The organism is Pseudonocardia sp. TRM90224, assembly GCF_021245725.1.
Taxonomy (GTDB): Bacteria; Actinomycetota; Actinomycetes; order Mycobacteriales; family Pseudonocardiaceae; genus Pseudonocardia.
In genome coordinates this window covers 580,978-603,087 of sequence record NZ_JAJGSX010000001.1, presented here as the reverse complement: position 1 = coordinate 603,087, position 22,110 = coordinate 580,978, and the positions used below count along the sequence as shown (strand labels likewise).

Sequence of the window (22,110 nt, the reverse complement as noted above, 5' to 3'; positions counted from 1 at the left end):
GCTCATCGCGCGATCTCCAACGCGACCTCCCCGAGCTCCCCGAAGTCGGCCCTGATCCGGTCGCCTGGGCCGATCGGGAGCGGTGGCGTGGTCGTCCCGGTCGTGACGAGCTCACCGGCCCGCAGCGTGCGACCGTACTGGGGGAGGTCGGCGGCGAGCCAGGTCAGCGCCGTGCGCGGGTCGCCCAGCACGGCGCCACCGCTGCCGGTCGCCGCCTGCTCACCGTTCATCCACAAGGCCGTCGCCCATGTGGACAACTCCAGCTCACGCCAACCCGGCACCGCCGGCCCGAGCACGAACCGCCCTGCGCAGGCGCAGTCGGCGAGCAGCTGCGCCGCCCCGACCAGCTCGAACCGGTCGAACCGCGAGTCGGGCACCTCGACGGCCAGGTGCATCGTCTCGACTGCCGCCAGCACGTCCTCCGCAGTTGCCCCCGGCTCGACGTCGGCGCCCATCAGGAACGCGAACTCCGCCTCCGCGACCCGCATGTGCATGTCGTCGGACGGCAGCACGGCGCCCGGCTCGTACCGGAACCGCTCGAACAAAAGCCCCGGCAACGGACCGTCGACACCGATGTGCGCCTGACCGGCCGGCGTTGTCGCGGCGAGTTTCCACCCGTACGACGCGCCCGCGTGGTCCTGCAGCGCGAGCTGGGCGGCCATGCCCGCGATGTTGTCGGCCGGTCGGATCTCCGACGGCAGCTCGGCGAGCCGCTCGCCGGTCCGCCATGCGGTCCAGATGGATTCGGCAGCGGCGGCAGCGGCGTCGTCGATCATCTCCCCATCCTCCCTCACGTCACCGGCGCATGCGGCGGACCACGTCGGCCACCCGCTCGTCCGTGAACAGCTCCTCGAGCCGCAGCGGGAGCGGCAGCCGCCAGTTCGGGTACTCGTCGACGGTGCCGGGCAGGTTCGGCTGCCGAACCTCACCGATCACGTCGTACGGCGAGATCAGCGCGAGCCGCGACCGGGTGGAGGCGAGCAGGGTGTGGATCGCCAGCACCAGCTCCTGCTCGTCCGGCTCGGCGCCCTCCACCAGCCCTTCCGCCCGCAGGAGCTCGACCAGCTCCGCGCGGTCGGCGCGGGCCTTGCGTTCCTCCGCGTCGACGTCGTCGAGCAGCCCGAGCTCCGCCCGTGCCCGGACGTGCTCGCCGCGCAGGAACCCCGTGACGGTCGGGAGGTCGTGCGTAGAGACGGTGGCGACCGACTCCTCCGACCAGCGCGCCGGCTCCAGCAGCGGCTCGCCGGGCGCATCGAGGTCGCGGGTGAACCACAGCACCGACGAGCCGAGCATCTTGCGTGCCGCGAGCCCTTCCGTCACCTCGGGTTCGACGGTCCCGAGGTCCTCCCCGACGACGATCGCGCCGGCCCGGTGCGCCTGCAACGTCAGCACGGCGAGCATCACGTCGGGGTCGTAGTGCACGTAGGTGCCGCGGTCGGGGGTCTCGCCGCGCGGCACCCACCACAGTCGCCACAGCCCCGCGACGTGGTCGATCCGCAGCCCGTCGGCGTTGCCGAGCACCGCGGCGAGCAGGTCGGCGTAGGCGCGGTAGCCGGTGGTGTCGAGGCGGTCGGGCCGCCACGGCGGCAGGCCCCACTCCTGTCCCTGCTGGCTGAACGCGTCCGGCGGCGCGCCCACCCGCGCGTCGAGCGCGAGGACGTCCTGCAGGGCCCACGCATCGGCACCCTCGGGGTCGCAGCCGACGGCGAGGTCGTGGATCACTCGCACGCCGAGCCCGTCGGCGGTCTCGCGGACGCCCGCGAGCTGCGTCGCCGCCTCCGCCTGCAGCCACGCGTGGAACGCCACCCGCGGCGCCAGCTCGGCGCGCGCCCGCTCGACGCCCGCGGCCTTCGGGTGCCTGAGATCGGCCGGCCAGCGGCTCCAGCGGCCGCCGTACCGCTCCGCGAGCGCGCAGAACGTCGCGAACTCCCATAGCGCGGGGTCGGCGCCGGCGGGTTCCGGGCTCCCGGAGGCCCGCCAGAGCAGCTCGAACGCCGAACGCTTGGCCGCCCACACCCTGTCGTGCTCGATCCGGTCGCCGACGAGCTCGGGCCGCAAGGCGTCGACCTCACGCCGGGTCGCCTCGTCGACCTGCGCGTACGCGGCGAGGTCGGTGACGCGCACCGCGAGCGGAGTGGTGAACCGCCTGCTCGACGGCGTGTACGGGGACGGCTGCACCGGTGGCACCGGGGTGATGGCGTGCAGCGGGTTGAGCAGCACGGCACCTGCCTGGTGCTCCCGTCCCGTCCACTCGACGAGGTCGCGCAGGTCGCGCAGATCGCCGATGCCCCACGAGCCCGCCGAGCGCAGGGCGTAGAGCTGCAGCATCCAACCCCAGGTCCGCTGCGGCTCCGGCAGCGAGGGCGGCGCAACGACGACGGTCACGACCCGCTCGCCGGTCTCCAACGTGTACCAGCCGGGTTCCAGACCGGCCGGCAGCTCCGTCGTGACGTCGCGGCGCCCGCCCTGCTCGTCGACCAGCACCCCAGGTGCGGGAAGCGGGCGCGGCCGATCGGTACGGGCCGCGATCGTCCCTGGCACGTGCCCGGCGCGGGCAGCGAGCGCGGCCTGCCGGGCCACGGGTGTCGAGGCGTCGACGTCGAGCAGGCCGAGCACCCGCACGACGACCTCCTCGTCCACGGTCACCGGCCGGCGTTGCCCGTCGCGGTACGTCGTCGCCACGCCGTACGCAGCCGCCAACTCGCTCAGATCGTTGTCCACCCCGGTCCTTTCTCCATGGGGCGACAGCATGCCTTCGAATGGCTGCTCACGTGCACCCAACCGGATGATCAAGCTGTGAGCTGCGGGAACACACCGGCGGCCAGGTCACGGTGGGATGGCTGAGGGAGTGCTAGGTTCGTTGCCGTGGGCCATCCGCCCTGCGGTCTCCGTACGCGGTCGGAACAACGCCGCAAGGGGGCGAGGCGCACGGGCGACAGAGCGGAGAGCGCATGAGCACGCTGGGTCTGATCGGAGTGGTCCTCATCGTGCTCGGCCTGCTCGTGGCCGCTGTGCAGGTCGTGACGATCGTGCGCCGCAGATCGGCCTCCGCGCGCCGGCCCCGCACCGTCGCCGACCTGGTCAAGATGCGATCGACGCAGGACCAGCCGGAGCCCGTGGCCGAAGCTGCGCCGGAGGCCGTTCGTCCGCTGGCGCCGCAGTCCCAGCAGTCCCAGCCGGCCCAGCAGTCCCAGCCGGCCCAGCCGGTTGCGGAGAGCGCGCCCAAGCCGGCCGTCGCCGCGCGGTCCCTGCCCGCGTCGGCCGTCCCCGCCGCCCCGCTCCCGATCACCGCGATCCCCGCCGCCGCCATTCCGCACGCGAGCGTGGCGCCACCTGCCAGCGGTGAGAAGTCCGGCTACAGCGACACCCCGTGGGGTCGTGCGGCCCGGATCGCCGAGGGCGGCCGCCAGCTGTGGGCCGACCCGTCGTCCAAGGAGTCGGCTACCGAGATGGCCGGGTGGACGGACAGGTGGGAGGAGCCCGCCGTCCCCGAACCGGCCGTCGAGACGCCTTCGCCCGCCCTCCAGGTGGCCGAGGAACCGGTGCCGGCAGTACCCGTGCTCAAGGCCATCCAGCCAACCCAGCCAACCAAGCCAACCCAGCCGGTCGAGTCTCCCGAAGTCGAACCCAGCACCGTCGAACCCAGCACCGAGCGGAGCACGTCCCCGATGGTTCGCCCACGCCTCACCGACGAGGAAGCCGTAGCGGAGCAGGAGGCGGCCGACCGGTCGCTGCTGCGGACGTTCGGCTTCGCCGAGGCAGCAGAAACAGCAGCACCAGTTGAGCCGGCAGAGGCGATCGCTCCCGTCATCCCGCTGAACCCGCCCGCGGTCGCGCAGGTCGTCGAGGCCAGCGACGGCGAGGAGAAGCTGCTGCTCGCCTTCCGCGTGGTCGGTCGCGATCGCACAGGCGTTCCCGGCGCGGCCGTCGCGCTGCTCGACGACCACGGCCGGGAGAAGGCGACGTCGTCGACCGCGGCCGACGGCGGTGGGAAGCTCGTCGCCCCGCACCCGGGGAGCTACGTGCTCGTGGCCACGGCCGACGGGTACGAGCCGGGCGCGGTTGCGGTCACGGTGGCGGAGCCGGACACGTCGGCCGAGATCCTGCTGACCCGCTCCGCGTCGCTCTCGGGCACCGTTTTCGGTGAGGACGGCGAGATCGTCGGTGCGCGGGTGACGCTGCTGCAGGACGGCGAGATCGTCGACGCCGTCAACACCGACCAGGAGGGCGCGTACCAGGTCACCGGCCTGGCCTCCGGCGAGTACTCGGTGAGCGTCGCGGCGCACGACTGCGAGACCGTCACCGCGACCGTCGAGGTCGCCGACGAGTCGGCCGTCGTGCACAACGTCGATCTCGAACCGGCCGGGGTCCCGCCGGTCCCCACGGGCGGCGACCCGGACGACGTCATGCTCGGGCGTCGCTGAAGTGGACCACATCGAGGGCAAGCTCGCGGGAGTCGGCGGCGTCGAGCTGTACTGGCAGGGCTGGTTGCCCGAGGGCGACCCGAGCGGGGTGCTGCTGCTCTGCCACGGCCTCGGCGAGCACTCCGGCCGGTACGGCAACGTCGTCGACGCCGTGGTTCCGGACGGTTGGGCGGTGTACGGGCTCGACCACCGCGGCCACGGCCGCTCCGGCGGCCGGCGCGCGCACCTCGACCGCTACACCGACTGGCTCGACGACTACGACACGTTCCGCCGTTCCGTCGTGGATCGGCACCCCGGCCTGCCGGTGATCCTGCTCGGCCACAGCATGGGCGGGCAGATCGCGCTGGCCTACGCGCTGGAGCACCAGCAGGACCTGCGCGGGCTCGTGCTCTCCGCGCCCGCGCTCGCGAACAACAGCGTGCCCAAGCCCTTGCTGCCGGTGCTGCGTGGGCTCGCGAAGATCGCGCCCACCCTCCGGCCGGCGGGCATCGACGCCTCGAAGATCAGCAAGGACCCCGCGGTGTTCGCGGCGTACCAGGCCGACCCGCTGGTGTTCGACGGCAACCCGACGCTCGGCCTCTCGACGGCGCTCGTCGGCCAGTTCGACGTGCTGCCGGGCCGCGCCCGCGACCTGCACATCCCGGTACTGCTGCAGCACGGCACCGACGACACGATCGTCGACCCCGCCGGCATGCGCGCGCTCGAGGCCACCAGCGGCTCCCCCGACCAGACCGTGCGCTGGTACGAGGGGCTTTGGCACGAGATCTACAACGAGCCGGAGCGCGAGGTCCCGCTCAAGGACCTGCGGGAGTGGCTGGCCGCACACCGGTAGCGCTGTCGGACATTTGCCGGCGCTCCGCCGTCGATCTCCCGTGCCGTGGGACGAGGTGGCACGCGGGCTCCACGCTGTGCTGAACTGGACGCATGTCGCAGGCCGCATACCTCGGAGAGATCTGGGGCTGCCGTCGTGCCGACCACTTCGACCAGTGCTGTCGCCCGAGCTGACCTCCCGCGTCCGCTCGTCCGTCATGTCAGTCACTGGAGCCGTCCGTGCTGTTGCACGCCCCTACGCCGCTGAGCCTCGCCGACCTGACCTCGCTCACCCGCCAGGTGGCCGATGAGGTGCTCACCGGCCTGCACACCGTGCAGATCGACCCCGAACGCCGCTGGTACCAGCTCCTGCGCAGCGACCACTACGTCGACGTCTGGCTGATCAGCTGGGCCACCGAGCAGGTCGCGGAGCTGCACGACCACGCGGGCTCGCTCGGCGCGCTGACTGTCGTCTCCGGGAACCTCGTCGAGCACCGCTGGACCGGCAGCGGCCTCGAGGGCCGCACCCTGCGCGCCGGGCGGAGCGAGGGGTTCCCGCTCGGGCACGTGCACGACGTCGGCAACCCGGCCGTCGAGCCCGCCGTCAGCGTGCACGCCTACTCGCCGCCGCTCACCGCGATGTCGTACTACGCCGCGGAGCCCGCCGGCCTGCGCCGGACACGTACGGTGCTCGTGGAATCCAGTTCTTCGGAGGGAGTGGGATGACCCCCCGCACTGTGCACGACCTGCTTGCCACGGCCCGCGCCCGGCTCGACCGCCCCGACCCGAAGCGGGCGGCCGAGCTGGTCGAGCAGGGCGCGATCCTCGTCGACACCCGACCCGGCTGGCAGCGGGACCAGGAGGGTGAGATCGAGGGCGCGCTGATCATCGAGCGCAACCACATCGAGTGGCGGCTCGACCCGGCGTCCGACGCGCGGATCCCGCAGGCCGTCGACCACGACGTCCGCTGGATCCTCTTCTGCTCGGAGGGCTACAGCTCCAGCCTCGCCGCGGCGTCGCTGCAGGACATCGGGCTGCACAACGCCACCGACATCGACGGCGGCTACCAGGCCTGGAAGCGCACCTTCGGCTGAAACCTCCCAACCGTTTTGGGTGGATGCGCGCCGCACGAGCGCGCAAGTGCCCAAACGATGGGGAAGTTCGTGGCCGCGTACCCAACTTCCCCACCGTTTTGCCAACCTGCACGGCGTTGCGGGCGTGCAAGTTGGCAAAACGGTGGGGAACTTCTACGGCCGGGCCTGCTCTGCGGTACCCCGCCGGGGGTCGACGTGGCCCAACTTCCCCATCGTTTTGGGTGGATGCGCACTCCGCTGGCGCGCAGGTGCCCAAAACGGTGGGGAAGTTCGCTCAGGTGAACGCGCTGATGCCGGTGATGTCGCGGCCGACGATCAGCGTCTGCATGGTCTCGGTGCCCTCGAACGTGTGGATGGCCTCGATGTCGGCCCAGTGCCGCACGACGTGGTGCTCGAGCAGGATCCCGTTGCCGCCGAGCAGGTCGCGGGCCTCCGAGAGGATCTTGCGGGCCGTGCGGGTGTTGTTCATCTTGGCCAGCCCGGCGACGGTGGGGGAGAGCCGGCCTGCATCGGCGAGCCGGCCCAGCTGCATGCAGTAGAGCTGCATGCCGGTGAGGTCGGCGAGCATGTGCACGAGCCGCTGCTGGACGATCTGGAACGACGCGAGCGGCTTGCCGAACTGCTGACGGGCGAGCGCGTAGCGCAGCGCGGCGTCGTAACCGGCGGTGGCATGGCCGAGCGCCATCCACGCGCAGATCCCGCGGGTGTTGGCCAGCACCCGGGCGGTGTCCTTGAAAGTGCGCGCCTCGACGAGCCGGTTGGCGTCGGGGACGCGGACGCCGTCGAGCGTGATGTCGGCCTGCCACACCGAGCGCAGCGACACCTTGCCGGCGATCACCGTCGCCGAGTAGCCCTCGGCGGGGGTCTCGACGACCAGCCCGATCACCTCGCCGGAGCCGGTGTCCCGTGCCCAGACGACAACGAGGTCGGCGATGGTGGCGTTGCCGATCCACCGCTTCGTCCCGTCGACGATCCAGTGGTCGCCGTCGCGGCGGGCCGTCGTCTCCAGCGCGATCGAGTCGGAGCCGTGCTCGGGCTCGGTCAGTGCGAACGCGCCGATCCGCTCCATGGTCGACATCGACGGCAGCCAGCGCTGCTTCTGCTCCTCGGAACCGCACATCGCGATCGACTGCATGGCGAGTCCGGCGTGCACACCGAGGAACGTGCCCAGCGAGCCGTCGCCGCGGTGCAGCTCCATGTGGACGAGACCGCATGCCATCGGGCTCATCCCCGCGCAGCCGTAGCCTTCGATCGTCTCGCCGACGATCTTGAGCTCCGGTAGCCGGCGGATCAGCGGCCACGGCAGCTCCGCCCGCTCCCAGTACGCGCCGATGTCGGGCAGCACCTCGTCGTCGACGAACGAGCGCACCTCCGCGAACCGCGCCCACTGCTCGGGGGTGAACTGCTCGCGCACCGAGAAGAAGTCGGTGCCGAGCGCCTCGCCGAGGTGCTCGTACTCAGCCATCGCGCGATCGTGGCACGGCTCGCCCCGGGTCGCCGACCACCCGTCCAACATCCCCACCGTTTTGGGTGGATGCGCGCTCGCAGAGCGCGCAAGTGCACAAAACGGTGGGGAAGTTCGGGTCAGGTGAGGCGGGGCAGCGTGTGCAGGGCCTCGACGAGCGGGGCCAGCTCCGGGGTCTCCGCGGCGACGTCGAGGGTGGTCTTGAGCGTCGCGTCGTGCACGGGGCGGGCGCGTTCGAGCAGCTCCTTGCCCTGCTCGGTGAGGGTGCTGTAGATGCCGCGGCGGTCGTCGTCGCAGAGGTAGCGGCGCAGCAGCTCGCGGTTCTCCAGGCGCGTGACGAGCCGTGTGGTCGCGCTGTGCGAGAGCGCGGCGGCGCGGGCGAGCTGCTGCATGCGCATGTGCCAGCCGTCCTGGCGGTCGAGCGTGTCGAGGACGGTGTACTCGACGACCGAGAGGCCGAATCCCGACTGCAGCGCCTTCTCCAGCGCTTCGTCGATGCGGCCGTGCAGCGCGGCGAGCGTGCGCCAGCCCTGCGCGCGCACCTCGACCGCGTCGTCGCTGATGGCCACCCGACACCTCCCGGCTCTGTGTCCGCGATCCTACCCGGTTGCCGCGGATAGGCCGCGTGTGCAACTGTTGTGTGCGCCGCTTAATGGCGCACGCTCGTTCTGGAGGAATCACAGACATGCCGCTCGCACTGCTGGCGTTGGCGATCAGCGCCTTCGCCATCGGCACCACCGAGTTCATCGTCACGGGGTTGCTCCCGGACATCTCCACGGATTTGGCCGTGGACATCCCGACCGCCGGCCTGCTGGTCACCGGCTACGCGCTCGGCGTCGTCGTCGGCGCGCCGTTCCTCGCAGCGGTTGCGACGAAGCTGCCGCGCAAGGCGACGCTGCTCGGCCTGATGGGCCTGTTCATCGCGGGCAACGTGCTCTCGGCCGTCGCGCCCGACTATCTGTCGATGATGTCGGGGCGCATCGTCGCCGCGCTGTGCCATGGCGCGTTCTTCGGCGTCGGCTCGGTTGTCGCCGCCTCACTCGTCGCGCCGCAGCGCAAGGCCGCCGCGATCGCGATGATGTTCACCGGCCTCACGCTCGCCAACGTCCTCGGCGTGCCGCTCGGCACCGCCGTCGGCCAGGCGTTCGGATGGCGCACGACGTTCTGGGTCGTCGCCGCGCTCGGCGTCGTGAGCGCGGCCGGCATCGTCGCGCTCGTCCCGAGACAGCAAGCCGACCCCGACGCGAACCTGCGCGCCGAGCTCGCCGCGTTCCGCCGTCCACAGGTGTGGTTGGCCCTGGGGATGACCGCCTTGGGTTTCGGTGGCGTTTTCGCCTCGTTCACCTACATCGCTCCGATGATGACGGAGGTCGCCGGCTTCCCCGCGGGAGCGGTCACGTGGCTGGTGCTCGTCTTCGGTGCTGGGCTCGTCGTCGGCAACGTCGTCGGAGCCCGAGCCGCCGACCGCGCGCTGATGCCGACGCTGCTGGTGCTGCTCGCGTTGCTCGCGCTGGTGCTCGGTGTGTTCACGTGGACGGCCGGCAACGCCGTCGCCGCCGTCGTGACGCTCTTCGCGGTCGGGTTCGTCGGCTTCGCCACCGTGCCCGGCCTGCAGAGCAGGGTGATGGACGCGGCCGGCAGCGCCGGCACGCTCGCGTCGGCGGCCAACATCGCCGCCTTCAACCTCGGCAACGCGGTGGGTGCGTGGCTCGGCGGCGTGGTGATCGCCGCGGGCTTCGGGCTGGCGTCGGCCAACCTCGTCGGCGCCGCCATGGCCGCAGGCGGGCTCGCCATCGCGCTCGTCGCCGTCGCACTCGACCGCAAGCCGGCTCTCGCCACCGTCTGAAAGGACACGTCATGACCGATCGGAAGAAGGCACTCGTCGTCGGCGCGGCAGGCGTCATCGGCGGCACGCTCGCCGGGCACCTCGCGACACTGCCGGACTGGGACGCTGTCGGGCTCTCGCGCCGCGAGGGACCGTCGCCGCACGTTGCGGCCGACCTGTTCGACCCGGCCGGCCTGCGGGCGGCACTGGCCGCGCACCCGGACGTCACGCACCTCTTCTATGCCGCCTACCAGGACCGTCCGAGCTGGTCGGAGCTGGTCGAGCCGAACGTCACCATGCTGCGCAACGTGCTCGACGCGCTCGCCGTGACCGCGCCGGGGCTGCAGCACGTGAGCCTCATGCAGGGCTACAAGGTCTACGGTGCGCACCTCGGCCCGTTCGCGACACCCGCGCGCGAGAGCGACCCGCCGCACATGCCGCCGGAGTTCAACGTCGATCAGCAGCAGCTCGTCGAGGAGCGCGCCGCCCGCGACGGCTGGGCGTGGTCGGCGATCCGCCCGTCGGTGGTGAGCGGCTTCGGGCTGGGCAACCCGATGAACCTCGGCGTCGTGCTGGCCGTCTACGCGTCGATCAGCAAGGAGCTCGGGGTGCCGCTGCGCTTCCCCGGCAAGCCCGGCGCGTTCGACGCGCTGCTGGAGCTGACCGACGCCGGCCTGCTCGCCGAGGCCACGGTGTGGGCGGCGACCGACCCGAGCTGTGCCAACGAGGCGTTCAACATCGCCAACGGCGACCTGTTCCGCTGGAGCCGGATGTGGCCGGTGATCGCAAATGCCTTCGACCTCGAGGTAGCGCCACCGCTACCGATGTCGCTGCAGGACGTGATGGCCGACAAGGAACAGGTCTGGGACGCCATGGTCGCGAAGCACGGGCTCGTCGCGACGCCGTACCGGGACGTCTCGTCGTGGGCGTTCGGCGACTTCGTCTTCTCATGGGACTACGACATGTTCGCCGACACGTCCAAGTCGCGCCGCTTCGGCTTCCACAGGTACGTGGAGACGGAACGGATGCTGCTCGACCTGATCGACGACCTGCGCAAGCGCCGCATCATCCCGGCGTGAACCGTCGACAACGACGTTCTGGCTGTTTGTTAGCGCTCACAACAGCCATTTCGTCGTTGTCGACGGTCACCCCGTGAGCGCGGTGGTGATCGACTCCGCGTTCCGCTCCAGCCACGCGTCGGTGCGGCGGGCGCGGGCCGCGGCGTCGGGCCCCCAGTACGCCGCGAAGCCGGGTACGCCCGCCGCCGCGCCCTTGCGCACGATGTCGACCATCCAGTCGTGGCTCGCGCGCACCGCCGCGACGAGCCCGGCGCGCCCCTCCTCGTCGAGCCCGTAGGCGTCGGCGAGCAACCGCACCCGAGCCGTCGCGCGCCCGCGCCGGACGTCGTCGACGTCGGCAGGGGACCGCAGCGGCACCCAGAGCCGGGCCGCGGCCGCGACGTCCCAGATGGGCGCGCCAGGTGCGGCGAGGTCGAAGTCGATCAGGGCGACGGCCCGTCCGCCGCGGAAGACGACGTTGTCGAGGTTCGGGTCGTTGTGCGCGATCCCGCCGCCGTCGTACGGCGGCGGCACCGGGTGCGACCAGTCGTAGGGCGCGGGGTCGAAACCGGTGGTGGCGTCGTGGAACGCCCGCAGCAGCTCGGCCATGCTGCCCAGCGCTGCATCGGCCAGCCCCCACCCCGGCAGCGGGACGGTGACGGCGTCGCCGTGCACGTAGCTGAGCACCTCGCGGCCGGCGTCGTCCACGCCGAGGACCCGCGGCGCCCCGCTGAACCCGACGTCGGCGAGGTGGCGCAGGAGCGCGTGGGTGGCGGCGCTCGTGGGGCGCATGGGGCGGCGCACCGTCTCGCCCACGCGGTGCACCTGCCCGCGATTCGCGGTGCCACCGAGCAGGGGGACCTCAACGGTCACCGCTCGGCCTCCGCGATCAACGCCTCCGCCAGCGTCGAGTGTGTGACCAGGCTGTTCACCATCCCGCTGCGGACCGCGGCGAGGACGGCGAGTGTCTTGCCCGTCCCGTAGACGATCCCGATCACCTCGGGGACGGCCCGCATCTGCGCGGCCGTGATGCCGATCATGCGCTCGGTGAGGCCGGCCGGCACCGTGTTGCCCTCGATGTCGATCAGCACCCCGGACACCTCCGCGCATACGCCGCGCGATGCCAGCTCGGCGCGTTCGGCCTCGCTGGTCGAGTCGAAGAGCGTCGACTGCTCCGGCGCCCACGCGCCCACCCCGGCCACCGCCTTCGTGACCGAGCCGATCAGCGAGAACGCCCGCGCGACCTCGGGTTGCTGGCGCAGCGCACGCGCCGTGGCGGCGTCCGGCACCGCCATCGGCGCGTAGAAGAAGTACGCCGGGCCGCCGGACGTCCGCGCGACGTCGCGCACCAGCTCGATCGAGCTGTCGTCGGCGCCTGGACGGGCGAGCGCGCCGGTCAGCTGCACGACGGGCACCGGCGCCATGTGCTGCAAGGCCGTCGCCATCGCGCTGACCGATCGCGCCCACGCGAGCCCGAGCACGTCGTCCGGGGTGATCACCTCGCTGAGCAGCTCGGCGGCCGCGACGCCGAGGTGTTCGCGCAGCGAGGCGGGATGGTCGTCCGGGGTGTCGGTGACGACGCAGTGGGTGAGCCCGAGCTTCTCCATGAGCCGCGCCGACAGCTCGACGTCGACGGTGCCGGGGTGTCCGATCTCGATCCGGACGAGCCCGCTGCTGCGCGCGTCCTCGAGCAGGCGGGCGACCTTGAACCGGCTCAGCGCGAACTCCTCGGCGATCTCGACCTTGGAACGTCCGTCCAGGTAGTAGCGCCGCGCGACCGAGGCCGTCAGGACCAGTTGGGCCGGCCCGCCGGCGCCGGTGTTGGTTGTCGCCATGCACACCCCCCGCTCATATGAGCACCATCGTGCCCATTCTTGCACGAGTCATTGACTCACGGTGACTGATGCCACACGCTTTCACCCGTGCAGTGGTGCGCTCATCTGAGCGCGGCCCGGATCAGGGAGGCGCAATGAGGCGAACGGGGGTGCGAGCCCTGTTGCTCGCCCTCGCTGTGATGCTCGCGAGCACCGCGTGTGCGGGGTGGGGCGGAAGCGTCGGCGGCGGCGGGCCGAACTCGATCAACGTCCTCATGGTCAACAACCCGCAGATGGTGGACCTGCAGCGGCTCACGGCCGACAACTTCACCAAGCAGACGGGCATCACCGTCAACTTCACGGTGCTCCCCGAGAACGACGTCCGCGACAAGATCAGCCAGGAGTTCTCCAGCCAGGCCGGGCAGTACGACGTCGCGACGCTCTCCAACTTCGAGATCCCGATCTACGCGCGCAGCCGCTGGATCGCGCCGATGGACGACTTCATCGCCGCCGACCCCGGCTTCGACCAGGCCGACATCCTCGCCCCGATGCGGACGTCGCTCACCGGCGACGACGGCAAGATCTACGGCCAGCCGTTCTACGGCGAGTCGTCGTTCCTGATGTACCGCAAGGACGTCCTGCAGGACGCGGGCATCACGATGCCGGCCAAGCCGACGTGGCAGGAGGTCGCCGACATCGCGGCGAAGGTCGACGGCGCCCAGCCCGGCATGGCCGGGATCTGCCTGCGCGGCCAGCCCGGGTGGGGCCAGGTCTTCGCGCCGCTGACGACGGTGGTCAACACCTTCGGCGGCACGTGGTTCACCGAGGACTGGCAGGCGAGGGTCGACAGCCCCGAGTTCACCAAGGCCGTGCAGTTCTACGTCGACCTCGTGCGCGAGCACGGCGAGACGGGCGCTCCGCAGGCCGGGTTCACCGAGTGCCTCAACAACCTGATCCAGGGCAACGCCGCGATGTGGTACGACGCCACCTCGGCGGCCGGATCGCTCGAAGCGGCCGACTCCAAGGTCCGCGGCAAGATCGGCTACGCGCCGGCGCCCGTCGTCGAGACGGCGAGCTCCGGCTGGCTGTACGCCTGGTCGTGGGGCATCCAGGCGGCGAGCGAGCGCAAGGACGCCGCGTGGAAGTTCGTCTCGTGGGCATCGGGCAAGGACTACGAGCGGCTGGTCGGCGAGCAGGTCGGCTGGTCGGACGTGCCCGCCGGGAAGCGCGCCTCCACCTACGAGAACAAGGACTACCTCGCGGAGTCGTCGGCGTTCGCCGGCCCGACGAAGGCGGCGATCGAGAGCGCCGACCCGCGCAACCCCGGCGTCCAGCCGCGGCCGGCGCTCGGGATCCAGTTCGTCGGGATCCCCGAGTTCCCCGACCTGGGCACCCAGGTGTCGCAGCAGATCAGCTCCGCGATCGCGGGGCAGGTGAGCGTGCAGGACGCGCTGAGTCGCGGCCAGCAGCTGGCCGACGACGTCGCCGAGCGGTACCGATCGCGGGAGGGATCATGACGACCACGGTGGCCCGGCCGAGCACGATCGAGGCAGACCCGGGCGGCACCCCGCTGCGGAGAGCGGGCAACTGGGCGCGGCGGGCGCCGCTGCTGCCCGCGCTCATCTTCATGATCATCGTGACGCAGCTGCCGTTCGTCGGCACGCTGGTGATCTCGTTCATGAACTGGAACGCCTACTACCCCGACGAGCGCGGGTTCGCCGGCATCGACAACTTCGTGCGCGTGCTGACAGACGTCAACACGCGCGACTCGATCATCACGACGATCGTGCTGACGGCGTCGGTGGTGCTGATCAGCCTGCTGCTCGGCATGCTCATCGCGCTCCTGCTGGACCGGACCTTCCTCGGCCGCGGGGTCGTCCGGACGCTGATGATCACGCCGTTCCTGGTGGTCCCGGTCGCGGCCGCGCTGGTCTGGAAGCACGCGCTCTACAACCCGGAGTACGGGCTGCTCAACGGCCTGCTGACCGGGATCTTCGGCGGCGGGGCGATCCAGCCCGACTGGATCTCCACCATGCCGCTGACGTCGGTGGTGATCGCGCTGGTCTGGCAATGGACACCGTTCATGATGCTGATCCTGCTGGCGGGCCTGCAGGGCAAGCCGCTCGACGTGATCGAGGCGGCGCAGATCGACGGCTGCTCGAACTGGCAGATCTTCCGGCACATGACCTTCCCGCACCTGCGCCAGTACCTGGAGCTGGGCGGCCTGCTCGGGTCGATCTACATCGTGCAGAACTTCGACGCCGTCTTCACCATCACGTCGGGCGGGCTCGGCACCGCCAACCTGCCGTACACGATCTACCAGACCTTCTACAACGCGCAGGACTACGGCCGGGCCTCCGCGGCCGGTGTCGTCGTGGTGATCGGGACGATCCTGATCGCCACGTTCGCGCTGCGCACGGTGTCGTCGCTGTTCAAGGAGGAGGCACGATGACCGCCACAGCGGAGGCGTCCCGGACGGCAGCGGCGGACACCGCGTCGCGGACCCGGCGGAAGCGCTCGGGCGCCGTGCTCGGCGTCGTTGCGTGGATCGTCGGCATCCTGTTCGTGCTGCCGGTCGTGTGGATGTTGCTGACGTCGTTCCACAGCGAGAACGACGCCGCGACCAACCCGCCGTCGTTCTTCGCGCCGCTCACGCTCGACGGCTACGCGAACTTCTTCGGTGCCGCGACGGGGGCGAGCCCGTGGCCGCCGCTGCTCAACTCGATCACGGCGAGCGTGCTCTCCACCGCGCTGGTGCTGCTGCTGGCCGTGCCGGCGGCATACGCGCTCTCGATCAAGCCGGTGAAGAAGTGGACGGACGTCCTGTTCTTCTTCCTCTCCACGAAGATGCTGCCGGTGGTGGCCGGGCTGCTCCCGGTCTACCTGATCGCGCAGGGCATCGGGATGCTCGACAACATCTGGCTGCTCATCGTGCTGTACACCTCGATGAACCTGCCGATCGCCGTGTGGATGATGCGCTCGTTCCTCGCCGAGGTGCCGGGGGAGATCCTGGAAGCCGCGTCGATGGACGGCTGCAACCTGACGCGGACGCTGCGCACGATCGTCATGCCGATCGTGCTGCCAGGCATCGCGGCCACCTCGCTGATCTGCTTCATCTTCAGCTGGAACGAGCTCCTGTTCGCCCGGGTGCTGACCGCGACGGTGGCGCAGACCGCTCCGGTGTTCCTCACCAGCTTCGTCACCAGCCAGGGCCTGTTCCTGGCCAAGGTGTGCGCGGCGGCGGTCGTCGTCTCGCTCCCGGTCCTCATCGCCGGGTTCGCGGCGCAGGACAAGCTCGTTCAAGGACTTTCGTTGGGAGCCATCAAGTGAAAGCAGCCGTCATCGCGGCGGATTCGGTCACCGTCGAGACCGTGCCGGACCCCACCCCAGGGCCCCGCCAGGTTGTGGTCAAGGTGGCCGGGTGCGGCATTTGCGGCACCGACCTGCACATCGCGGAGGGCGAGTTCGCGCCGACGCTCCCGGTGGTGCCGGGGCACGAGTTCGCAGGTGAGGTCGTCGCGCTCGGCAAGGACGTCACCGAGCTGGCCGTCGGAGACCAGGTGGCCGTCGACCCGTCGCTGCATTGTGGCGAGTGCTACTACTGCCGCCGCGGCCGCGGCAACCTGTGCGAGCGCTGGGCCGCGATCGGCGTGACGACGGCGGGCGGCGCGGCCGAGTTCGCCGTCGCGCCGGTGGCGAACTGCGTCAAGCTGCCCGAGAGCGTCACCTCCGCGGACGCGGCGCTCATCGAGCCGCTCTCCTGTGCGGTGCGCGGCTTCGACGTGCTCGCGCCGCAGCTCGGCGACCACTACCTCATCTACGGCGCCGGCACGATGGGCCTGATGATGATGGAGCTGGCCAAGCGGGCCGGGGCGGCGAGCGTCAGCATGGTCGACCTCAACCCGACCCGGCTGGAGACGGCGAAGGAGCTGGGCTGCTCCGCGACGGTGACCAGCGCGGACGAGCTGGAGCGGCCTCGCGGCTGGGACGTGGTGATCGACTGCACCGGCGTCGTCGCCGCCATCGAGGACGGGCTCGGGCGGGTCGGGAAGGGCGGGACGTTCCAGCAGTTCGGGGTGTCCAACGAAGGCGCCACCGCGCGCTTCTCACCGTTCCGGATCTACAACCAGGAGATCCGGATCGTCGGCTCGATGGCCGTTCTGCACAGCTTCGAACGGGCGGCCGAGCTGTTCGCCGACGGCGCGCTGCGCCCGGACGTGATGATCAGCCACCGGCTGACCCTCGACGAGTACCCGGCCGCGCTGGAGCAGTTCCGCTCGGGCGTGGGCCGCAAGATCCAGGTCCGCCCCTGACGCAACTTCCCCACCGTTTTGCCAACCTGCACGCCGTTTTGCCTGTGCAAGTTGGCAAAACGGTGGGGACCTTGCTGTCCGGTGTCCACGATCTCCCCATCGTTTTGGGTGGATGCGCGCTGAATCGGGCGCGCATGTGCCCAAAACGGTGGGGAGGTTCGGGCTACTGGGGGAACTCGCGTCGCCAGCGTTCGGCGGCCGCGAGGATGTCGCGGCCGACGAACTCGAAGAAGCGGCTCATGTGGTCGAGCCGGGCACCGGCCGGGGTGTCGACGCCCAGCACGTCGGCACCCCTGCGGGAGGCCTGCGACCACTGCGCACAGACCTGCGCCTGCGTCTCGCTCGCGTGGTACCAGATGCTCTCGTCGAAGACGTACCGCTCGCGCCGTCCCGGCCCGCGCTCGCGCCTGACCAGCTCGAGCGACTCGAGGTAACCGACGGCCTTCGAGATGGACGCCGGACTGATCCGCAGCCGCTCCACGAGCTCGGCCGCCGTGAGGCTGCCGGCGTCGCTGCTGAGCAGGCCGACCAGTACGCGCGCGGCCATCCGCGGCAGACCGGTCTGCGCCATCATCGCCGCGAGCTGCTCCTCGAAGTCGATGACGGCCGTGGTGTCGCGGCCGTACGCCAGCGCCTCCGCCGGTTCGGCAGGCGGCCGGGTCGGTCGACGGCGGCGGGCACGCTCACCGGTCGCCGTCTGCGCCCGGTCTGGTTCGTACCTGGCGTAGCCGCCGTTGCGGTGCACCTCCCGGCTCACGGTCGACGGCGGCCGCCCGATGCGCTCGGCGATCTCGGTGTACGTCAGGTTGCGCGCCAGCCCCGCCGCGATCTCCTCGCGGTCGTGCCTGGTCAGCCGTCCGCCCGGCACAGCCCACCTCTTATCGGTGCATTCGACGCCGCTCATTGCAAATGCGTTTGCGTTCAGCCTAGTGCAATCTCGTAAGAAATAGCAGGTTGCGTCCTTGACGACGTCGGAAACGCAAAATAGCGTTCGCGGTGTTGTGAACGAAAGGACGCACGAGATGGCATCGCCGTTTCCCACCACACGAGCGGCCGGCTGCCCCTTCGACCCACCCGTCGAACTGGCGAAGCTGCGCGCCGAACACCCGCTCAGCCCGATGACCTTCGCCGACGGCCACGTCGGCTGGCTGGTCACCAGCCACGCGCTCGTCAGGGCTGTGCTCGCCGACAAGCGCTTCAGCGCACGCGCGGAGCTCGCGCACCCGGTGCTGCCCGGGGTCGGCGGCAACGACGGCCGTCCGGCAGCCCGCGGCGCCTTCATCCGCAACGACCCGCCGGAACACACGCGCTATCGGCACCTCGTCACCGGACGGTTCACGGTCCGGCGGATGCGGCTGCTGACCGACTGGATCACCGAGCTGACCAAGCGCCGCCTCGACCTCATGGAGCGGCACGGGCCGCCGGTCGATCTTGTCGAGATGTTCGCGCAGCCCATCCCGGCCCAGGTGATCTTCGAGCTGCTCGGGATCCCGCACGACCAGCACGACGAGCTCCTGCACGCGTCAGCGCCGCTGAGCCGGCTCGACGCAACACCTGAGGAGAAGCTGGCCGCGTTCACCACGCTCAACACCGCCGTCCGCGACCAGGTGGTCGCCAAGCGCACCCACCCCGGCGACGACATGCTCAGCGAGCTCACCGCGACCGACCTCGACGACGACGAGCTCACGACGATGGGCTTCCTGCTCCTCGGCGGCGGCACCGACACGACGGCGAACATGCTCGGGCTCGGTGTGTTCGCGCTGCTGCAACACCCCGACCAGCTGGCGGCGATGCTGCGCGAACCGGAGCGCACCGAGCATGCCGTCGAGGAGCTGCTGCGCTACCTGAGCATCATCCCCGGGACGATCCGCACCGCGCTGGAGGACGTCGAGCTGGGCGGGGTCGTGATCGAGGCCGGGCAGTCGGTGATGGTCTCCATCCCCGCCGCGAACCGGGACCCGGAACGCTTCCCGCACCCGGACGAGCTCGACCTGCACCGCCCGACAGGTGGGCACCTCGCGTTCGGCCACGGCGTCCATCAGTGCATCGGCCAGCAGCTGGCCCGGGTGGAGATGCAGGTGGCGTTCCCCGCGCTGTTCGCGCGCTTCCCGACGCTCCGGCTGGCCGTGCGCCCGGAGGAGGTGACGGTCAAGGACGACATGCTGATCTACGGCGTGCACCGGCTCCCGGTCACGTGGGATGTCTAGTCCCCGGCCTCTCGGGCCACCGGTCCGTGGCGGACTCCATGACGTCGACGACGAAGCGGAAGAACCTGCCGAGCTCGTCGAGCCGGGCGCCCGCGGGGGTGTCGGCGCCCATCAGGCGCGCCCCGTCGAGGGCGGCGTCGCGCCACATGGCGTTCATGCGGAGGGCCTCTTTCCAGGTGCGGATCAGCCCCTCGGCCCCGACCGTGTAGCGGTCCCGCCGGTCCTCCCGGTCGCGCTGGACGAGCTCCTGCGATTCGAGGTAGCGCACAGCTTTGGAGATCGACGCAGCACTGACCTGCAGGTGCTCGGCCAGCTCCGCCGCCGTCCGGCTGCCGGAGTCCGTCACGTACAGGTGGGCGAGGATCTTCGCGGCGACCCGGGGGAGGCCCCTCAAGATGATCAGTTCGGCGAACCTGTCCTCGAACTCGCCGACCACGGCGGGCGCCCGGTCGGTGCCCGAGGGCGCCGCGGGCCGTCCGGTCCGGGAGCGGTGCGCTCGACGTGCCGTGGCCCGGTGCGCGTGGTCGGCGCGGTAGCCGTGCGGGCCGCCGTTCCTGGCGATCTCCCGGCTGATCGTCGAGGTGGGGCGGGAGAGCCGGCGCGCGATCTCGGCGTACCCGAGCCCGGTGGCGAGCCCGCTGGAGATGACCTTGCGCTCGTCGTGGTCGAGCCTCGTGCGGGGCATGGACGCAGGGTGGCATTGATCGACGCTCGTTGCAACGAGTTCGCGCAGATCGTTGCATTAAGCGACAAGGTCGATGCACCAATTTTCTCTAGTCTAGCTGGTCTTTCATATCCTGAGAGACGCTTCAGATTTGACGAGATGCAAAAAGCAAACCTAGCGTCGTCGCCATGACGACGACATCGGAGCCGGTGCAGCTGCCCGACGCCCGCCGCGCGGGATGCCCCTTCGACCCGCCTCCGGAGCTGGCCGACCTGCGCGCCGAGCGGCCGCTCACCCGGATGCTCTTCCCTGACGGCCACATCGGCTGGCTGGCTACCAGCCACGAGATGGTCAGGGCGGTGCTCGCCGATCGGCGGTTCAGCGCCAGGACCGACCTGATGCACCATCCGTTCGGCGGGCCGGACGACGAGCGCCCGCCGCCGGCGCCGCCCGGCGTCCTTACCGACATGGACCCGCCGCACCACACGCGCTACCGGCGCGCGCTCACCGGCTACTTCACCGTGCGACGCATGCGGATGCTCACCGAGCAGGTCGAGCGGTTCACCGCGCAGCAGCTCGACGAGATGGAGCGCACGGGTCCCGCCGTCGACCTCGTCGAGGCGTTCGCCCGCCCGGTGCCGGGCCTGCTCATCTGCGAGCTGCTCGGCGTCCCCTACGAGCGGCGCGCCGAGTTCCAGGACCACGCGGCCGTGCTCACCGGTGCGGCCGCCACGGTCGAGGAGATGGGCGTCGCGTTCCTCGGCATGCGTGCCGTGATGTCGGACCTCGTGCTGATCAAGCGGGCGAACCCGGCCGACGACCTGATCAGCGACCTGATCACGACGACCGACCTGGACGAGGAGGAGCTCGTCAACGTCGGCATCGTGCTGCTGGGCGCGGGGCTGGACACGACGGCGCACATGATCGCCCTCGGCACGTTCGCGCTGCTCCAGCACCCGGAGCAGCTCGCCGCGCTGCGCGCGGAGCCCGGGCTGGCCGAGCCCGCGGTCGAGGAGCTGCTGCGCTACCTGACCATCACACCGACGGGCGCCCGGATGGCGCTGGAGGACGTCGAGCTCGGTGGACAGACGGTCAAGGCGGGCGACACCGTCGCTCTCTCGATCCAGTCGGCCAACCGCGACCCGCTGCGCTACCCCGATCCCGACAAGCTCGACCTCGGCCGCAAGACCGCGGGACACGTTGCGTTCGGCCACGGCATCCACCAGTGCCTCGGGCAGCAGCTGGCCAGGGTCGAGCTGCAGGTCGCCATCCCCGCGCTGGTCAAGCGCTTCCCGACGCTTCGGCTCGCCGTCGCGCCCGACGACGTCCCGATGCGCGACGGGATGCCGATCTACGGGGTGCACCGGCTGCCCGTCACCTGGGACGTCCCGTGACCAGGATCGTCGTCGATCGGGACCGCTGCATCGGTGCCGGGATGTGCGCGCTGACCGACCCGGCGGTCTTCGACCAGTCGGATGACGACGGCAGGGTGGTCCTCCTGGATGCCGAGCCGTCGCCGGAACACGATTCGACCGTCCGCGACGCGGTGCACGTCTGCCCGTCCGGAGCGATCAAGAGCATCGAGGGGTAGGGCAAGCGCCATGGGTCGGGAGAAGATCACGCTCAGCGGGCCGCAGGAGACCATGCTGGCCACGCTCTACGGCAGAGCGATCGACAACCGGTCGGCGCAACCCATCCTGCGTGACCGCGCTGCCGAGCAGGCGCTCGAGCTGATCGACTACGACTTCCGCAAGACCGGCATGACTCCCATGTCGGCGGCCGGCATCGCGCTGCGGGCGCGGCAGCTCGACCGCTGGACCGCTGAGTTCGTCACGGCGAACCCCGAGGCCACGGTGCTGCACCTGGCCTGCGGTCTCGACACCCGCGCGCAACGGCTCGCCGTGCCGCCGACCGTGCTGTGGGTCGACGTCGACCATCCGGAGGTCGTCGAGCTGCGCGAGCGGCTGCTCACCCCGCCGAGTGGCGACTACCGCATGGTCGGCGCGTCGGTCCTGGAGGACGGCTGGCTCGACGAGGTGCCGGCCGACCGGCCCACCGTCGCCGTGTTCGAGGGGCTGACCATGTACCTGCGCCAAGAGGACGGTAAGCGGCTCGTGCAACGCATCTGCGAGCGCTTTCCGAGCGGCCGGCTGCTCTTCGACGCATACGGGCCGATGGGCATCCGCATGCAGAAGCTGGTGCCGGCCGTGCGCAACTCCGGCTCCACCCTGCACTGGGGCGTCGCCGACCCGCGCGAGCTGGAGGCCTGGCATCCGGGCCTGACCTGCCTCGACGCGCTGCGCAGCGTCGACATGCCAGGGATCTCGCTGATGCGGCCGTCGGGGCGGGCCGCGATGTGGGTGATGGCGCACCTGCCCGGCTTCCGCGACGTCGGCTGGATCCTGCGCTACCGGTTCTAGCCGAAAGTTCCCCACC

Annotated in this window: 22 protein-coding genes; 14 read left to right on the top strand and 8 right to left on the bottom strand. The window is 71.0% G+C overall.

The window, feature by feature from the left end:
• Window positions 1-2: 2 nt before the first annotated feature.
• Window positions 3-776, bottom strand: coding sequence for a 2-keto-4-pentenoate hydratase (locus tag LL648_RS02595; RefSeq protein WP_232660726.1), 774 nt, complete (start codon window positions 774-776; stop codon window positions 3-5).
• A gap of 19 nt (window positions 777-795) precedes the next feature.
• Complete coding sequence (malQ, locus tag LL648_RS02590; protein WP_232660725.1) at window positions 796-2,751, bottom strand: 4-alpha-glucanotransferase; 1,956 nt, start codon at window positions 2,749-2,751, stop codon at window positions 796-798.
• Between the two features lie 200 nt (window positions 2,752-2,951).
• Between malQ and LL648_RS02585 the strand changes: the two genes are divergently transcribed.
• The 4 genes from LL648_RS02585 (at window position 2,952) to LL648_RS02570 (ending at window position 6,328) form a co-directional block, all read left to right on the top strand.
• Entirely contained in the window at window positions 2,952-4,424 is a 1,473-nt protein-coding gene (locus LL648_RS02585; protein ID WP_232660724.1) for an MSCRAMM family protein, read from the top strand.
• 1 nt (window position 4,425) lies between these two features.
• Window positions 4,426-5,256, top strand: a complete 831-nt coding sequence (locus LL648_RS02580) for an alpha/beta hydrolase (RefSeq protein ID WP_232660723.1) — start codon at window positions 4,426-4,428, stop codon at window positions 5,254-5,256.
• 218 nt (window positions 5,257-5,474) lie between these two features.
• Window positions 5,475-5,960, top strand: coding sequence for a cysteine dioxygenase (locus LL648_RS02575; RefSeq protein WP_232660722.1), 486 nt, complete (start codon window positions 5,475-5,477; stop codon window positions 5,958-5,960).
• Window positions 5,957-6,328, top strand: a complete 372-nt coding sequence (locus tag LL648_RS02570) for a rhodanese-like domain-containing protein (protein WP_232660721.1) — start codon at window positions 5,957-5,959, stop codon at window positions 6,326-6,328. The genes LL648_RS02575 and LL648_RS02570 overlap by 4 nt, the downstream gene beginning before the upstream one ends.
• A gap of 274 nt (window positions 6,329-6,602) precedes the next feature.
• Here the strand turns inward: LL648_RS02570 and LL648_RS02565 are convergent, their stop codons facing one another.
• Both LL648_RS02565 and LL648_RS02560 read right to left on the bottom strand, forming a co-directional pair.
• Window positions 6,603-7,793 (bottom strand): acyl-CoA dehydrogenase family protein, encoded by a 1,191-nt coding sequence (locus tag LL648_RS02565; RefSeq protein WP_232660720.1) that lies wholly within the window; start codon window positions 7,791-7,793, stop codon window positions 6,603-6,605.
• Between the two features lie 119 nt (window positions 7,794-7,912).
• On the bottom strand, window positions 7,913-8,362 hold the full coding sequence (locus LL648_RS02560) for a MarR family winged helix-turn-helix transcriptional regulator (protein WP_232660719.1): 450 nt from the start codon (window positions 8,360-8,362) through the stop codon (window positions 7,913-7,915).
• A gap of 116 nt (window positions 8,363-8,478) precedes the next feature.
• On the opposite strand from LL648_RS02560, the gene LL648_RS02555 reads away from it, so the two are divergent.
• Window positions 8,479-9,639 (top strand): MFS transporter, encoded by a 1,161-nt coding sequence (locus tag LL648_RS02555; protein ID WP_232660718.1) that lies wholly within the window; start codon window positions 8,479-8,481, stop codon window positions 9,637-9,639.
• Between the two features lie 11 nt (window positions 9,640-9,650).
• Window positions 9,651-10,697, top strand: a complete 1,047-nt coding sequence (locus tag LL648_RS02550) for an SDR family oxidoreductase (protein ID WP_232660717.1) — start codon at window positions 9,651-9,653, stop codon at window positions 10,695-10,697.
• Between the two features lie 66 nt (window positions 10,698-10,763).
• Here the strand turns inward: LL648_RS02550 and LL648_RS02545 are convergent, their stop codons facing one another.
• A complete protein-coding gene (locus LL648_RS02545) occupies window positions 10,764-11,549 on the bottom strand; it encodes a phosphotransferase (protein ID WP_232660716.1) in 786 nt (261 codons plus the stop codon).
• Window positions 11,546-12,511, bottom strand: a complete 966-nt coding sequence (locus LL648_RS02540) for a sugar-binding transcriptional regulator (protein ID WP_232660715.1) — start codon at window positions 12,509-12,511, stop codon at window positions 11,546-11,548. The genes LL648_RS02545 and LL648_RS02540 overlap by 4 nt, the downstream gene beginning before the upstream one ends.
• 134 nt (window positions 12,512-12,645) lie before the next feature.
• On the opposite strand from LL648_RS02540, the gene LL648_RS02535 reads away from it, so the two are divergent.
• From LL648_RS02535 to LL648_RS02520, 4 genes are read left to right on the top strand one after another with little or no spacing between them, the layout of a single operon-like run.
• Window positions 12,646-14,007 carry an ABC transporter substrate-binding protein gene (locus LL648_RS02535; RefSeq protein WP_232660714.1) on the top strand — a complete coding sequence of 454 codons (1,362 nt, stop codon included), beginning with the start codon at window positions 12,646-12,648 and terminating at the stop codon, window positions 14,005-14,007.
• Window positions 14,004-14,942 carry a carbohydrate ABC transporter permease gene (locus LL648_RS02530; RefSeq protein ID WP_232660713.1) on the top strand — a complete coding sequence of 313 codons (939 nt, stop codon included), beginning with the start codon at window positions 14,004-14,006 and terminating at the stop codon, window positions 14,940-14,942. The genes LL648_RS02535 and LL648_RS02530 overlap by 4 nt, the downstream gene beginning before the upstream one ends.
• Window positions 14,939-15,820 (top strand): carbohydrate ABC transporter permease, encoded by an 882-nt coding sequence (locus LL648_RS02525; RefSeq protein ID WP_232660712.1) that lies wholly within the window; start codon window positions 14,939-14,941, stop codon window positions 15,818-15,820. The genes LL648_RS02530 and LL648_RS02525 overlap by 4 nt, the downstream gene beginning before the upstream one ends.
• Entirely contained in the window at window positions 15,817-16,803 is a 987-nt protein-coding gene (locus tag LL648_RS02520) for a zinc-dependent alcohol dehydrogenase family protein (RefSeq protein WP_232660711.1), read from the top strand. The genes LL648_RS02525 and LL648_RS02520 overlap by 4 nt, the downstream gene beginning before the upstream one ends.
• 163 nt (window positions 16,804-16,966) lie before the next feature.
• Here LL648_RS02520 and LL648_RS02515 read toward each other — a convergent pair whose 3' ends face one another.
• Window positions 16,967-17,671: a GbsR/MarR family transcriptional regulator gene (locus tag LL648_RS02515; RefSeq protein ID WP_232660710.1), complete on the bottom strand. Its 705-nt coding sequence runs from the start codon at window positions 17,669-17,671 to the stop codon at window positions 16,967-16,969.
• A 154-nt stretch (window positions 17,672-17,825) separates the two neighbouring features.
• Here LL648_RS02515 and LL648_RS02510 point away from each other — a divergent pair, with 154 nt between their 5' ends.
• Entirely contained in the window at window positions 17,826-19,010 is a 1,185-nt protein-coding gene (locus LL648_RS02510) for a cytochrome P450 (protein ID WP_232660709.1), read from the top strand.
• Here the strand turns inward: LL648_RS02510 and LL648_RS02505 are convergent.
• Window positions 18,994-19,695 (bottom strand): GbsR/MarR family transcriptional regulator, encoded by a 702-nt coding sequence (locus tag LL648_RS02505; RefSeq protein ID WP_232660708.1) that lies wholly within the window; start codon window positions 19,693-19,695, stop codon window positions 18,994-18,996. The two genes, LL648_RS02510 and LL648_RS02505, sit on opposite strands and share 17 nt — an antisense overlap.
• Window positions 19,696-19,862: 167 nt before the next feature.
• Here LL648_RS02505 and LL648_RS02500 point away from each other — a divergent pair, with 167 nt between their 5' ends.
• From LL648_RS02500 to LL648_RS02490, 3 genes are read left to right on the top strand one after another with little or no spacing between them, the layout of a single operon-like run.
• The gene (locus LL648_RS02500; RefSeq protein WP_232660707.1) at window positions 19,863-21,068 is read left to right on the top strand and encodes a cytochrome P450; all 1,206 of its coding nucleotides are present in this window, start codon (window positions 19,863-19,865) and stop codon (window positions 21,066-21,068) included.
• Entirely contained in the window at window positions 21,065-21,265 is a 201-nt protein-coding gene (locus tag LL648_RS02495) for a ferredoxin (protein WP_308190226.1), read from the top strand. The genes LL648_RS02500 and LL648_RS02495 overlap by 4 nt, the downstream gene beginning before the upstream one ends.
• A 10-nt stretch (window positions 21,266-21,275) precedes the next feature.
• The gene (locus tag LL648_RS02490) at window positions 21,276-22,094 is read left to right on the top strand and encodes a class I SAM-dependent methyltransferase (protein ID WP_232660706.1); all 819 of its coding nucleotides are present in this window, start codon (window positions 21,276-21,278) and stop codon (window positions 22,092-22,094) included.
• Window positions 22,095-22,110 lie beyond the last annotated feature (16 nt).

Coding starts and splice junctions, on each gene's coding strand:
- LL648_RS02595 (WP_232660726.1), bottom strand. CDS start 776: ATGATCGACGACGCCGCTGCCGCCGCTGCCGAATCCATCTGGACCGCA.
- malQ (WP_232660725.1), bottom strand. CDS start 2,751: ATGCTGTCGCCCCATGGAGAAAGGACCGGGGTGGACAACGATCTGAGC.
- LL648_RS02585 (WP_232660724.1), top strand. CDS start 2,952: ATGAGCACGCTGGGTCTGATCGGAGTGGTCCTCATCGTGCTCGGCCTG.
- LL648_RS02570 (WP_232660721.1), top strand. CDS start 5,957: ATGACCCCCCGCACTGTGCACGACCTGCTTGCCACGGCCCGCGCCCGG.
- LL648_RS02565 (WP_232660720.1), bottom strand. CDS start 7,793: ATGGCTGAGTACGAGCACCTCGGCGAGGCGCTCGGCACCGACTTCTTC.
- LL648_RS02555 (WP_232660718.1), top strand. CDS start 8,479: ATGCCGCTCGCACTGCTGGCGTTGGCGATCAGCGCCTTCGCCATCGGC.
- LL648_RS02550 (WP_232660717.1), top strand. CDS start 9,651: ATGACCGATCGGAAGAAGGCACTCGTCGTCGGCGCGGCAGGCGTCATC.
- LL648_RS02540 (WP_232660715.1), bottom strand. CDS start 12,511: ATGGCGACAACCAACACCGGCGCCGGCGGGCCGGCCCAACTGGTCCTG.
- LL648_RS02535 (WP_232660714.1), top strand. CDS start 12,646: ATGAGGCGAACGGGGGTGCGAGCCCTGTTGCTCGCCCTCGCTGTGATG.
- LL648_RS02530 (WP_232660713.1), top strand. CDS start 14,004: ATGACGACCACGGTGGCCCGGCCGAGCACGATCGAGGCAGACCCGGGC.
- LL648_RS02525 (WP_232660712.1), top strand. CDS start 14,939: ATGACCGCCACAGCGGAGGCGTCCCGGACGGCAGCGGCGGACACCGCG.
- LL648_RS02510 (WP_232660709.1), top strand. CDS start 17,826: ATGGCATCGCCGTTTCCCACCACACGAGCGGCCGGCTGCCCCTTCGAC.
- LL648_RS02505 (WP_232660708.1), bottom strand. CDS start 19,695: ATGCCCCGCACGAGGCTCGACCACGACGAGCGCAAGGTCATCTCCAGC.
- LL648_RS02500 (WP_232660707.1), top strand. CDS start 19,863: ATGACGACGACATCGGAGCCGGTGCAGCTGCCCGACGCCCGCCGCGCG.
- LL648_RS02490 (WP_232660706.1), top strand. CDS start 21,276: ATGGGTCGGGAGAAGATCACGCTCAGCGGGCCGCAGGAGACCATGCTG.